The sequence below is a fragment of the Robinsoniella sp. genome (assembly GCF_034124845.1).
Map to the genome: position 1 here is coordinate 1 of NZ_JAWYAJ010000401.1, position 13,630 is coordinate 13,630.

14 protein-coding genes and 1 pseudogene are annotated in these 13,630 nt (G+C 42.6%); 1 reads left to right on the forward strand and 14 read right to left on the reverse strand.

What is annotated here, in order from left to right:
* From ACH2DQ_RS19995 to ACH2DQ_RS20030, 8 genes are all read right to left on the reverse strand, one after another.
* Positions 1–692, reverse strand: a 692-nt coding sequence (locus ACH2DQ_RS19995; RefSeq protein WP_395028019.1) for an AraC family ligand binding domain-containing protein, incomplete at its 3' end; no start/stop codon positions are given.
* Between the two features lie 165 nt (positions 693–857).
* Positions 858–1,658 (reverse strand): RnfABCDGE type electron transport complex subunit B, encoded by an 801-nt coding sequence (locus ACH2DQ_RS20000; RefSeq protein ID WP_394913126.1) that lies wholly within the window; start codon positions 1,656–1,658, stop codon positions 858–860.
* 16 nt (positions 1,659–1,674) lie between these two features.
* Positions 1,675–2,250 (reverse strand): electron transport complex subunit RsxA, encoded by a 576-nt coding sequence (gene rsxA / locus ACH2DQ_RS20005; RefSeq protein WP_394913125.1) that lies wholly within the window; start codon positions 2,248–2,250, stop codon positions 1,675–1,677.
* A complete protein-coding gene (gene rsxE / locus ACH2DQ_RS20010; protein ID WP_394913124.1) occupies positions 2,250–2,930 on the reverse strand; it encodes an electron transport complex subunit RsxE in 681 nt (226 codons plus the stop codon). Before rsxE ends, rsxA begins: the two co-directional genes overlap by 1 nt.
* The gene (locus tag ACH2DQ_RS20015; RefSeq protein ID WP_394913123.1) at positions 2,923–3,546 is read right to left on the reverse strand and encodes an RnfABCDGE type electron transport complex subunit G; all 624 of its coding nucleotides are present in this window, start codon (positions 3,544–3,546) and stop codon (positions 2,923–2,925) included. Before ACH2DQ_RS20015 ends, rsxE begins: the two co-directional genes overlap by 8 nt.
* Complete coding sequence (locus ACH2DQ_RS20020; protein WP_394913122.1) at positions 3,543–4,475, reverse strand: RnfABCDGE type electron transport complex subunit D; 933 nt, start codon at positions 4,473–4,475, stop codon at positions 3,543–3,545. The genes ACH2DQ_RS20015 and ACH2DQ_RS20020 overlap by 4 nt, the downstream gene beginning before the upstream one ends.
* Positions 4,476–4,493: 18 nt before the next feature.
* Positions 4,494–5,813 (reverse strand): electron transport complex subunit RsxC, encoded by a 1,320-nt coding sequence (rsxC, locus tag ACH2DQ_RS20025; protein WP_394913121.1) that lies wholly within the window; start codon positions 5,811–5,813, stop codon positions 4,494–4,496.
* A gap of 131 nt (positions 5,814–5,944) precedes the next feature.
* Positions 5,945–6,886, reverse strand: coding sequence for a putative ABC transporter permease (locus tag ACH2DQ_RS20030; RefSeq protein ID WP_394913120.1), 942 nt, complete (start codon positions 6,884–6,886; stop codon positions 5,945–5,947).
* A gap of 103 nt (positions 6,887–6,989) precedes the next feature.
* Here ACH2DQ_RS20030 and ACH2DQ_RS20035 point away from each other — a divergent pair, with 103 nt between their 5' ends.
* Positions 6,990–8,057, forward strand: coding sequence for a ribonuclease H-like domain-containing protein (locus ACH2DQ_RS20035; RefSeq protein ID WP_394913119.1), 1,068 nt, complete (start codon positions 6,990–6,992; stop codon positions 8,055–8,057).
* Between the two features lie 245 nt (positions 8,058–8,302).
* On the opposite strand, the gene rpsA is transcribed toward ACH2DQ_RS20035, so the two are convergent.
* The 6 genes and pseudogenes from rpsA to ACH2DQ_RS20065 all read right to left on the reverse strand — a co-directional run.
* Complete coding sequence (gene rpsA / locus ACH2DQ_RS20040; protein ID WP_394913118.1) at positions 8,303–9,439, reverse strand: 30S ribosomal protein S1; 1,137 nt, start codon at positions 9,437–9,439, stop codon at positions 8,303–8,305.
* Positions 9,420–10,271: a 4-hydroxy-3-methylbut-2-enyl diphosphate reductase gene (gene ispH / locus ACH2DQ_RS20045; protein WP_394913117.1), complete on the reverse strand. Its 852-nt coding sequence runs from the start codon at positions 10,269–10,271 to the stop codon at positions 9,420–9,422. Before ispH ends, rpsA begins: the two co-directional genes overlap by 20 nt.
* Before the next feature lie 3 nt (positions 10,272–10,274).
* Positions 10,275–10,946, reverse strand: a complete 672-nt coding sequence (cmk, locus tag ACH2DQ_RS20050; protein WP_394913116.1) for a (d)CMP kinase — start codon at positions 10,944–10,946, stop codon at positions 10,275–10,277.
* A gap of 47 nt (positions 10,947–10,993) precedes the next feature.
* The gene (locus ACH2DQ_RS20055) at positions 10,994–12,223 is read right to left on the reverse strand and encodes an NAD(P)/FAD-dependent oxidoreductase (RefSeq protein ID WP_394913115.1); all 1,230 of its coding nucleotides are present in this window, start codon (positions 12,221–12,223) and stop codon (positions 10,994–10,996) included.
* A gap of 13 nt (positions 12,224–12,236) precedes the next feature.
* Positions 12,237–13,013: a MurR/RpiR family transcriptional regulator gene (locus ACH2DQ_RS20060; protein ID WP_394913114.1), complete on the reverse strand. Its 777-nt coding sequence runs from the start codon at positions 13,011–13,013 to the stop codon at positions 12,237–12,239.
* Between the two features lie 229 nt (positions 13,014–13,242).
* Positions 13,243–13,630, reverse strand: a pseudogene (locus tag ACH2DQ_RS20065) (oxaloacetate decarboxylase subunit alpha); the annotation flags it as partial.

Here is a 13,630-nt window from a genome sequence, read left to right on the forward strand (position 1 = left end):
GTGGTATAGATCTCCTTCTGGATATGCCTGTCTCCGGTTAAAATCCGCTGTTCCTGATTCCCCGCCTCAATGCAGTCTGTTGCATTTACCAGTTGCATAAACAGCAGTCCCATGGTGGTCTGGTTAATCTGGCGGTAATTTGGCTGATGATTCAGCAAGGACCACACCAGATTTTCGATCAGATTCTGGATCGGCAGCACCTGGGCTACCTTATAATGCAGATATCCCGCCGTATTTGTGTTTTTGCGCAGGGTACTCACTAAAAAATTACTAAGTACATTTCCCTTGGTCAGCATAGGCAGTACCTCGTCAAAAAACTCTGGAAGAATAATAAAGTTAATCCCGATATCCTCTTCCTTTGCCGCCAATATCTCATGGGAGGAAAACTGGTTCATAAAAAGCAGATCCCCCTCTTTCAGCGTAACTTTGGTGGTTCCATTTATGACATGGGAAGTCTCCCCGGCGCACATATACATGATCTCAATATAATTATGCTTATGGGAGGGAAAAGCAATGAACCTGGTATGGGTACGAATATCGATCAATCTTCCCTTTTCAAGCATCTTTGCGCTGTCCACCGTGAATTCCCTGCCGGTGGTATAGATCTCCTTCTGGATATGCCTGTCTCCGGTTAAAATCCGCTGTTCCTCTTCTGTGACGGGTTTCAGACGCTTAATCAATGATTGCTGCAATTCTACTCCTCCTTTTGTGTAACAGTTCAGACAGCATGATCTGTTACCCTTTTGTTCCATGCTTTTCTTTAAACGATAGAAAGCACGCTTGCGCGAACTTTCTTGTCATGAATAAAAACCCCGCCTTTATGGGCGGGGTTTTAACCCTCACGACAGGCTCAGCCATTACGCTGGTTTTCCTGTTATGATCTTAACCGGGCATTTTTCAGCGCAGATACCGCAGCCGGTACATTTCTCATAATCAATATGGGCTACATTATCTGTTACAGTGATCGCTCCGGCAGGACATTCTTTCTCACATTTTTTACAGCCGATACATCCTGCTTTACAAGACTGCATCGTAATCTTGCCTTTATCCCTGGAAGAACATTTTACAAGATGTTTTGCTTCATAGGGAACCAGTTCAATCAGATGTTTCGGACAGTGGGCAATACATTTGCCGCATGCTTTACAGCTTTCCTTATCCACTACTGCAATGCCGTCAACGATTGCGATGGCATCGAAAGGACAAACTTTTACACAGGTTCCAAATCCCAGACATCCGTGATTACAGCTCTTCGGGCCGCCTCCCGGTACAAATGCCAGCATTTCGCAGTCCTGTGCGCCGCAGTAATCGTAATCATTGGATACCTTTTCACAGGTTCCCGCACATTTTACAAATGCGCTCATGCGCTTACTGTCTCCTGCTGCCTTGCCCATGATCTCTCCGATTTTCGCCGCTACCGGCGCTCCGCCTACCGGACATGCTCCTACTTCTGCTTCACCCAAAGCAATCGCCTTCGCCAAAGCATCACAGCCTGCATATCCGCAGCCGCCGCAGTTATTACCAGGCAGTTCGTCGCGGATCATAAGCTCTCTCTCGTCTACTTCTACATTAAATTTCTTTCCGGCAAATCCCAGGAAGAGTCCCAATAATAAACCGGTACCTCCTACAATTGCTGCCGCCAGTAATATTCCTGTTAACATACTTATCATCCCCCCCTTATTTCAATCCTGCGAAACCAAAGAAGGCAATCGCCATCAGGCACGCAGTGAGCAATACAATCGGGGAGCCTTGAAATGCAGGTGAAACGTCATTATGCTCTGTCTTTTCCCGAATACCTGCCATAAGCACGATTGCTACGAAGAATCCAACTGCCGTAGCAAATCCGTTTACAACACCTTCCAACAGGTTATAAGATTTCTGAACATTTAAAAGTGCCACACCAAGTACTGCACAGTTTGTTGTGATCAAAGGCAGATAAACTCCCAGTGCATTATAGAGACCAGGGCTTGACTTTTTCAAAAACATTTCCACAAACTGCACCAGCGCAGCAATTACTAAAATAAATACGATCGTCTGCAGATAAGTCAGATTCAAAGGTGTCAGTATAAACTGATATACCAGTCCGGTGATAAAGGATGCTATGGTAATTACAAATACAACCGCTGCTCCCATTCCGGCTGCAGTCCCAACTTTTTTAGAAACACCCAGGAATGGACATAAACCCAAAAACTGGCTCAAAACTACGTTATTAATAAAGGCGGAGCCTATGCCAATCATGATTAATTCTTTCATTATGCTTCTCCTCCTTTACAGCTGCTCCCGCAAGAATCACAGGAACCGGTACATCCGGAACCAATCTTTGTTACTTTGCCCTTCTTTTCTGCGTTGATTTTTACTTTATTCTGTATCGCAGTCAGCATAGCCAGTACCAGGAAGGCACCAGGTGCCAGGATAAAGATAGTAACTGGTTCATAGGAGGAAGGCATAATCTGAAAGCCAAACAGCTGTCCAGCGCCGATTAATTCCCTTACAGCGCCAATACAGGTCAAACCAACGGTAAATCCAAGCCCCATGCCGATTCCATCAAATAAAGACGGCAGCACCGGGAACTTAGACGCATAAGACTCCGCACGTCCCAGTATAATACAGTTTACAACGATCAGGGGAATATAGATTCCCAGGCTGTCATACAGAGACGGAATATATGCCTCTAATAAAAACTGAACAATTGTTACAAAAGAAGCTACAATTACGATAAACGCCGGCACACGCACACCATTTGGTATTACTTTCCGGAGTGCGGATATGATCAGGTTGGACATTGCCAGAATAACCAACGTGGTCAGCCCCATACCCACACCGTTAATAGCAGAAGTAGTTACCGCCAAAGTCGGACACATACCAAGCATCAGCACAAAAGTAGGATTTTCTTTAATCAGACCATTATAAAGACGTTCTGTCATTTTATTCATCTAAAAGACCTCCTTCACTTAAAGACTTGAAGAAAGCAAGACCGGCATTCACACCATTTGTCATAGCGTTTGTGGTAATCGTTGCCCCGCTCAAGGCATCAATCTGGTCATCGGACTGTGCCCCTCCTTTTGTATAAGAGAACTTTTCTACATTCTTATCTTTAAACTGGGACTTAAAAGCATCTTCATCAGCTTTCATTCCAAGACCTGCTGTTTCATTGATGGTCAATATTTCGATTCCATTTAAGGTTCCGTCATTGCGGACTCCCATGGTAAATATAATATCACCGCCATAGCCTTCACCGGTAGTTACATTCATAACAACACCCAGTGATTTTCCAGAAGCATCCAGGACTCTCAGGACTTCATTTATCTTTTCAGCAGTAAAGCCATTTTCAGTAAGTACCGCTGCTGCAGAGTCCAGAGAAGCTTTCTGATCATCAATTGCTTCCAGTTTATCTGCATCCGGGAATACCGCTTTGTAGGCTTCTGCCTTTGCTGTTTCCTGCTGCTGCTTGATGGGATTTTTCGTAATCTCATACACGCCGCCCAGCAGCACTCCTGCAAAAAGCGTAATCGCCATTAAAATCAATGCATTTTTAATTATACTATTCAAAACTTTTCGCCTCCTTTTCCAAAAGGCTTCGGATAGGTTACTTTCTCAATCAGCGGTACCAGCATGTTTGATATGATAATCGCATAGGAAACACCTTCCGCAGAATTTCCAAACAACCGGAAAAGTCCGGTAAATATACCAAGTACAATACCAAATATAAGCTGGCCATTCTTTGTAATCGGTGAAGTTACATAATCCGTAGCCATGAAAAATGCCCCCAGCATAAGACCGCCGCCGCAAAGCTGCGCTGCCAGATAGCCGCCATCCAGACCATGTCCCCCGAAAATGACAATAAATAACGCAAAGGTAATAATATAAGTGGCAGGAATACGAAGATTAATTATCCCCGTTGCCAGGAGGAAAATAGCTCCAATGAGAATCGCAATTACAGATGTCTCTCCGATGGTACCCGCCGTTGTTCCAAAAAACATATCCTTGAGGTTCACTGCCTCTCCCGCTTTTAATGCTGCCAGAGGCGTTGCACCCGAAATACCGTCATATGTAAAGTCTGTCATTCTTCCGGTAAAAGAAATTAACAGGAAGCATCTTGCTCCTAAAGCCGGGTTCATAAAATTCTGTCCCAGTCCGCCAAATAATTGTTTTACAATTAACACTGCGAATACACTGCCAATGACAGGCAACCACCAGGGTACCGTCGCCGGCAGGTTCAAAGCCAGTAATAGTCCTGTCAAAGCAGCACTGTAATCATTTATGGTTATTTTTTTATGCATCAGCTTTTCGTATATGTATTCGGTAGCGACACTGGATGCAACTGATATCATAATTATAATAAAAGCATTTAATCCAAAATTCCAAACGCCAAACGCACTTGCCGGAAGCAGTGCCGCCAGTACCATAAGCATAATCTGGCTGCTCTTATATGGCGAGCGGATATGAGGATTTGAGGATACTTTTAATAAATCGCTCATTCTTGTTCACTCTCCCTTCTACTTCTTCTTTCTATTTGCAAGAACAATTTTACGCATGGATTTGATATACTGGGTTAACGGACGCTTTGCAGGACAAATAAAGCTGCAGCAGCCGCATTCACAGCACTCCATACCTTCATATTTGACAAAGGATTCCTCATCATGGCGCATAGAATAATCCGCCAGTTTGGACGGTATGATACGCCCCGGACAGACGCTCACACAGCGGCCGCAATTGATACATGCAGTAGGTTCATACTGGGAAACTTCATCCTTCGTCAGGCATAAAAGAGCAGAGGATGTCTTGGTTGTAGGAACATCCAGATTATACAATCCAAATCCCATCATCGGACCACCGGATACAATCTTCTCCGGCTGTGTCTTAAATCCGCCTGCTTCTTCAATGAGTTCATGGTAATTCGTTCCGGTACACACGCTGAAATTCTGGGGATTTGCTATGGCATCTCCCGTTACCGTAACGATACGGTGCATCAGCGGTCTTCCTTCATATACAGCTCTGTAAACGGCAGTGACCGTATCACAGTTATTTACAATGCATCCCACATCTGCAGGAAGCATGGAGGAATTAATCGCTCTCCCTGTAGTTGCATATATAAGCTGTCGCTCTGCACCCTGGGGATACTTGGTTTTTAATTCCATGACTTCCATATTGGAATCATCCTTTGCTGCTTCTTTTAAAATGGCAATTGCATCTTTCTTATTGTCTTCCACCGCAATAATTCCTTTTGCTTTTGGGAATATTTTAAGAATTGCACGTACTCCGCCTACGATTTTTTCAGGAGATTCTAACATCCTTCTGTAATCGCTGGTCAAATATGGCTCACACTCTGCACAGTTTGCAATAATGAAGTCTATCTTTTCTGGTTCCTTTGGAGATAACTTAACGTGAGTCGGGAATCCGGCTCCACCCATACCGACAATGCCGGCGTCCTTTACCATCTCCAAAATTTCAGGCCCCGTGAGGTCTTTCAATGGCTTTCTTTCCGGCCACTGCAGTTCTTCATACTTTCCGTCATTTTCAATGACGATGGCATCTGCCATTACTCCTGTAACAGTCAGCCTTGGCTCAATTGTCTTTACCGTACCAGATACGGATGCATGAATCGGAGCGGATACAAATCCACCGGCTTCAGCAATTTTCTGTCCGATCACAACATGGTCACCCTTTGTAACAATCGGTTTTGCTGGCGCGCCGATATGCTGAGAAAGCGGATACACCAGATCGCCTTTTGGCAACACAGTCCGAATCGGTTTGTCTTTAGACAGGTCTTTTCCATCATTTGGATGGATCCCGCCCTTAAACGTGAATCGTGCCATTTTTTTTACCTTCCTTCTTTTTAAATATATCATAAAGATTATCCACAGTTTCCCGCAGATAATTTTATAGCGTAAATTATTTCATCCTCAATAAAAATCCTGTTTGATCTGTCTTTCAATTTTGACCTGTGTTACTTTTCTGACCCATCAATTTTTTTTGGGGTACATTTTTTTGCATTTCTTTTCTTACTTCTTTTTTTCATCCATCTTGTTGTACCCGTTGCTTTACTCAGATTGGGATATGCCCGAAACAGACGCCTGTCATTCCAGTTAATCCCTGAAGCCATTTTTACATACTGATCCTTGACTGCTGACAATTTGTTTTTCATTTCACCAAGACTCTCTTCTTTTCCTTCCAGATTCAGGAATTTTAAGATAGCCGTCTGATACTGATCCATCTTTTCTTTAACATTTTGTTTTGTAAAAGACTGACGGTAAGGTTCCAGCCGTTCAACAAGATCTCCTGCCGAACTGTAGATCCTGGTATTCTGCACATATTCTACTAATTCACCCATAGCATGTTCCAATCCGCCAAGCTTCTGTCCCAGTTTCATAGCGGTAAGGGTGGAAAATGTAAAATCAACCACATACAGAATGGTAATAATGATAACCATGGCATGCCCCGTGGGAACCGAAAACAAATCTACTACCCATACTGCAAAAGGCTGAAACACTTTGAACATAATAACGGTAAAAAATCCCCAGGCAATAGAACTGCCCAGACATATTCTGCCCTGAAAATTATAGGGTTTACTGCTGTAATCCCACCAGCTTGTGTGAAATAGAGTCTCCATCAGCAGTGCCGTAACATATTCTAAAACCGTAGCGACAAGAACTCCGCCCAGATACAGGACAATGAGCCTGTCTTCAAGGGGCCTTAGAATGAGGTAGACACCCACCGCCCCTACTCCGTAGATCGTACACATAGGTCCGGTTACAAATCCTCTGTTAATGATCTTTTTCTCCTTAACGGAGACATAACAGCTCTCCCAGAGCCATCCCAAAAAACTATATAAGTACAGCCAACTCATAATATGGTACAAGTCGACACCTAAAATCTGAAAATCCCACATCCTGTCTGATCTCCTCTTTCCTGCAATAATCATCTGTTACATTTTTATAAAATGTGATATAATTCTGCTGAACAGTTACTTAAGAAAAATTGGAGGCGATCCTATGATTACAACAACAACTGATATACATATTCCCAACGTTCGTCTGATAGCCAAACATTATAATCCTGCAGATGTACTGTTTTTTGATATTGAAACCACCGGTTTCTCACCTCGCAGCTCCAGCCTGTATCTCATTGGCGTCATGTATTATGAACATGATTCCTGGAAACTCCGTCAATGGCTGGGTGAAACAGAATCAGACGAACCACTGCTTCTTCGCAGCTTCGTTCAATTTGCTGCAAACTATGTATACCTGATTCATTTTAACGGGGACCGTTTTGACCTTCCTTATGTGAAAGCAAAATGTAACACCCACAATCTGGCATTTTTGCCGGATCAGCTTAACAGCATTGACATCTATCTAAAAGTAAAACCACTGAAAAAATACTTAAAACTGGCACATTTAAACCAACGCTCCCTGGAAGAATATCTGGAAACAGACCGCACAGATACTGCAAGCGGAGGTGATCTGATCCCCATATGCCGGGAATTCCAGAAAAGCCATGATCCGCTGCTTTGCGAACAGCTGCTCTGGCACAACCGCGATGATCTAAAAGGTTTGCCCGGACTATTCCCCCTGTTATCCTATCTGGACCTGATCAACGGCAGATTTACGATTATACGGGCTGAATTATCAGAGGAAACGGAGTCTGCCTTTTCCCTGATCGTTACAGCTTCTCTTTCCGTTAACCTGCCAAAGCCAATCTCCTGTAAACTGGATTTCGGCTACCTGACAGCTCATGATACAATCTGTAAGATACAGATTCCGGGATGCAAAGGTACTTTGAAATATTTCTTCCGTGATTATAAAAATTACTACTATTTACCCGCTGAAGATACGGCGATGCACAAAAGCGTAGCATCTTTTATAGAGAAAGAATACCGTGTTCCTGCAAAAGCAGCCACCTGCTTTCAAAAGAAATCCGGATACTTCCTGCCTCAGGCTGTGGAGCTCTGTACCCCTGCCTTTAAAGAAAATTATTCAGACGCGGTAACTTATTTTGAATGTACAAAACAGTTTCTTGAAAACAAAGAATCTCTTCTGGCATACGTTCAAAATTTGATTTAGACTTCCAGGAGTCCATAGAGCTTGATTCGTTTTATTATGAATTCAAACTTTATGGACTCTTAGACAGTATAGCACATATTTCAGAAAAATGACAGAAAAAAAGCCCAATTTCGGAAAGTTGTTTATTTAACGAGCTAGTTGTATAATTAACAAGCTAGTTGTTTATTTAACAAATTTCGATGTGGGCCTCTGTCCTCTAAATCTAAGAAACAGGCATTTCCAGATACTGGAAATGCCTGCATCAATTATTCTGTAATCGACTCTTCAACCATATCCTCAGCAGCATCTTCTGCTACATCTTCATACATTTCCTGTGAAACCATATCATCAGTATTTTCCAAAGCTTTCATGCTCAGGCTGATTTTCTTATCATCTTCATTGAAATCCACAACCTTAGCTGTGATTTCCTGTCCAACAGATAATACATCAGATGGTTTTTCTACGTGATCATGAGAGATCTGGGAAACGTGAAGTAAAGCGTCAACTCCCGGCTCTAATTCTACGAATGCGCCGAAGTCTGTCATTCTTGCTACCTTACCATCCACTACATTACCTACTGCATACTTTTCAGCTGCTGTAAGCCATGGATTCTGGTTTTCAAATTTTAAGCTCAATGCAATCTTTGTTCCGCTGATTTCTTTAATCAGTACAGAAATTGTTTCGCCAACTTTAAATACTTTCTTTGGATTCTCTACTCTGCCCCAGGACATTTCAGAAATATGAAGTAAACCGTCTGCTCCGCCAAGATCGATAAATGCTCCAAAGTCTGTAACATTCTTAATCACGCCTTCCACAACGTCACCTTCATGGATTCTTTCAAAGAGTTCTTTCTGCATAACTTCTTTTTTCGCAACTAATAACTGCTTGCGGTCACCAATGATTCTTCTTCTGCGAGGATTAAATTCGCTGATTACGAATTCAATTTCCTGTCCTTCATATTTACCCAGGTTTTTCTCATAGGTATCGGAAACCAGGCTTGCAGGAATGAATACTCTGGATTCATCAACAACAACACTTAAACCGCCACCCAGAACCTGAGCTACCTGTGCCTTTAATACCTCATGGTTATTAAATGCTTCTTCCAGTTTCTTATTGCCTTTTTCTGCTGCTAATCTCTTATAAGTAAGTAATACCTGACCTTCGCCATCGTTCACTTTTAACACTTTGGCTTCCATTTTGTCATTGACGTTAACAAGTGTACGAAGGTCTACGTTCGGTTCGTTTGTATATTCACTTCTTGTGATGATACCGTCAGCTTTATAGCCTATATTTAAGATGATCTCATCTTCTTTGACGTCGATGATTGTACCTTCGACTACCTCTCCATTATGAATTGTTTTAAATGATTCTTCCAGCATTTGTTCAAAACTCATTTCTGACATTCTTTTGAACCTCCTCAATAATATTATTTGGGGTCGATGCCCCTGCGGTAATACCTACGCAACCCATGGATGGTAAAGAATGTACATCCAAATCAACGAGTGTCTGTATATAGTAAGTATTTTCACATTCATTTTTGCATATTTCAAATAGCTTCTGCGTATTGGAACTATGCCTGCCCCCGATGACGATCATGCCATCTACGCGCTTTGCAATCGCTCTCGCTTCGGTCTGCCTCTCTTCAGTCGCGTTGCAAATCGTATTTAAAACAATTATATCATAACCCTTTTTAGAAAGAATTTCAACTAATTTATTAAATTTATTGTAATTAAATGTCGTTTGGGACACAATGCAGAGCCTTTTTCCGCTATTCTGCACGAAATTTTCTGCTTCAGAAGCCGATTCGATCACGGTAACCGGTCCCGAACACCATCCTTTGATTCCTTCTACCTCCGGATGCTGGTCATTGCCGATGATAATAATCTCAGCTCCCCCAGCACTTTCTTTTTTTACAATATTATGTATTTTTAAAACAAAGGGGCAGGTTGCGTCAACCAGATGAAGCCCTTTGGACTCAATAATATCGTAAATCTCTTTTGCTACACCGTGGGAACGGATTACAACCGTGCCTTCCCTGAGCGCCTGTAATTCAGAAACAGAGTTAATCACGGTGACACCTTTGCGCTCCAGATCTTTCACTACTTCCTCATTATGAATAATCGGTCCATAGGTATAGATCGGTCCAAAACCTTTCTCTACCTGCTCATAAACCTTATCAACAGCTCGTTTTACACCAAAGCAGAATCCGGCTGTCTTTGCTACCACTATTTCCATGTATTACCTGCCTTTTCTTTCTTTGTAGAGGGTCAGAATTCGTTCTACCACCTGGTCGATTCCCATATCGGAGGAATCCAGAAGGATTGCATCTTCTGCCTGTTTCAGAGGCGCAATATCACGGTTCATATCACGCTGGTCACGCTCAATAATGTCCCGTTCAATTTCATCCAGCAGACAGTCTTCCCCTTTTTGCTGTAATTCCAGATAACGCCGCCGTGCCCTGGTTGCAGAGCTTGCTGTCAGATAAATCTTAAGCTGGGCATCCGGAAGTACGTTTGTACCGATATCTCTGCCATCCATCAATACATCTGAATTCCTGGCAAGATTTCTCTGTAAATCTAACAGCTTTTCCCGTACAGGGGAATGAGCCGATGCAGTGGATGCCATATTCCCCACTTCTTCTGTTCTGATTAATCCTGTGATATTTTCTCCATTTAGAATAACCTGCTGTTCCCCATTTTGGTAAGAAATCGTAATCTCTATATTCTCACAGGCTTTTTTCAGCGCCTCCTGGTCTGCCGGAGACACCTTGCTGCGAATAAGATACAGGGCAATCGCCCGATACATCGCTCCCGTGTCTACGTAGATAAAAGAGAGTTCTTTCGCCACTCTTTTTGCTATGGTGCTTTTACCTGCTCCTGCAGGTCCGTCAATTGCAATATTAAAACTCATTGAAAACCTCCATCATATATTTAATTGCGGTGATTAACTACCGCCAACTATTCTATAGCCTGTCCTGCCGCATAAGCGGTTGACCATGCAATCTGCAGGTTAAAACCTCCCGTAACTGCATCCAGATCCAGAACTTCCCCTGCAAAATACAGCCGGGATACCAATTTTGACTCCATTGTAGCAGGATTGACCTCTTTCACGGCCACACCGCCTCTGGTAATAATTGCTTCATTATAATCCCTCAGCCCCGTCACCGTAACCGGCAGATGCTTTATCAGGGATACAAATTTCTGACGTTCTTCCCTGGAAATTTCATTGACTTTTTTCTCCGGTGAAATTTCCGACAGATCTATCATAACAGGAATCAGCTTAGATGGGAACAGGGTGTTTATGACATTTTTAAACTGTTTGTTCTTACCCTCTTCAAATTCCCGGAGTATCCGGTGGTCCAGCTGCTCTTCAGAGAGTGCCGGCTTCAGATCAATGAACAGCTGCAGTTCCTTTCCACGGTATTTTTTCGTCACCGCTGTACTGGCTGTAAGAATTAAAGGTCCGGTTATACCGAAATGCGTAAACATCATTTCTCCAAAATCCTCATACAGACATTTTTTTCCGTCACACAGGGTAACTCTTACATTGCGAAGAGAAAGTCCCTGTAAACGCTTCACAAAATCTTCTTTGGTATTCATAGGAACGAGAGAAGGCAGCAGATCCGTCACTTTATGCCCTGCATCTTTTGCAAATCGGTATCCGTCTCCGGTAGATCCCGTACTTTGGTATGAAAATCCGCCTGTGGTAACGATTACGGCATCACCGTACACCTTACTTTTATCTTCCAGGATAATGCCTTTACAGAGCTGGTCAGCTATAATAAGCCCCTTTACAGGGGTATTAAAATATATCTTAACTCCCAGTGCTTTCATTTTCCGGGTCAGCGCCGCAATCACATCAGAGGAATGATCCGAAACCGGGAATACCCGATTGCCCCTCTCAATTTTCGTTTTCATGCCCGCTTCCTCAAAAAAATCAATAACATCCTGATTTGTATATCCATAAAAAGCACTGTACAAAAACTTCTTATTCGTACATACGCTGTCAAATAATTCTTCCATGTCGCAGGCATTGGTCAGATTACATCTTCCCTTACCAGTGATGAACAGTTTCTTGCCCAGTTTTTCATTTTTTTCAAATACATGCACTTCATGACCGTTTGAAGCTGCCGCACATGCTGCGAACATACCTGCTGCTCCGCCGCCTATAATTAAAACCTTACTCATTATTGTACCCACCTTATACCTGCTCGTCCTTCCGGGCTTTTTCACTGCCTGGAAATTTCACCTCTATATGATTATCAATATAATTAATTTCATCATTGTTATAAACCTGATACTCCTCCCAGACCTGCTCAAGGGTCTTTAAGGACTCTGCCATCTGACCCTGGCGTCTCATGCAAAGAGACACTACAAGGGCGTTAATGAGGCTCATAGGCGCCGTCAGGGAGTCTGCAATGGACGCCATGTCACTTTTCGCCGTCAAATTACAAGTGGCATACAGTTTCATGGGAGAATAGATGCTGTCCGTAATGGAAATAACTTTGGCACTGCGGTTATTCGCCAGCTCCATCGCCTTTAAAGTACGCATGGAGTAACGGGGAAAACTGATTCCGATAATAACATCACATGCTTCAATCCGAAACAGCTGTTCAAACAATTCGCTGGCACTGTTGGTAGTGATTACTTTTACGTTTTTAAACATCAGATTCAAATAAAATCCCAGGAAATTCGCCAGTGGTTCACAGCTTCTGACTCCGATCACATAAATATCTCTGGCATCTAAAATCATCTCCACTGCCATCTCAAAGGAAGTCTCATCTGCTTCATCAAGGGTCATCTGAAGATTGCGAATATCAGACTTCAGAATCGTCTTCAGAATATCTTCCTGGGGCATATCACTGAAAACCGCATCCATTTTCATTGCCCTGTGCACACGGTTTGGCCCGTTGGGGTTTATATTTATCTTTTTACCTTTTCGGTTTCTCTGACTTAACAATTCATTGGTCGTTGGCATAACTTTTATATTCCTTCATATTCTCTAAAATTTTCTTATTTATTCCCCTGAATAGCGCAAGCAGGCTTGTACTATTCCTTAATTAATAGTTTGAAAGCAATTTTCTTTCAAATATTTATATTAACATGAAATCAGGGAAATTTCAATTTTTATCTGGTTTTTTCAGGATAACATAAAAAGCAAAGAGGCCTGAGGAATTTATTTCCCCAAACCTCTTCATCATTCATTTTTAAACCGGATAAGCCCCATTCTTCGTATCAGCCGTTTTCGGATCTACTTTTGTTTTCTGAGCTTCTCTGTATTTGAAGAAATCGGTAGCAACCTGCGGGAACAGTGCGTAAGTCAGGACATCTTCATCCTGTTCTTTCCACTGTGACATTTCTGCTTCGATTGTCTTTAATTCTGGTTTCAGCAAGTCAGCCGGACGGCAGGTAATCGGTGTCTTGTCACCAATACATTTCTTCTGGATTTCTTTGTTGAATGGTTTTACAGTTGCGCCGTATTCACCGGACAGAACTGCCTTTGTTTCTTTGGTAACCATTTTGTAACGTTCTCCCATGATTACGTTAAATACAGCCTGTGTACCAACGATCTGTGAAGAAGGTGTTACAAGCGGC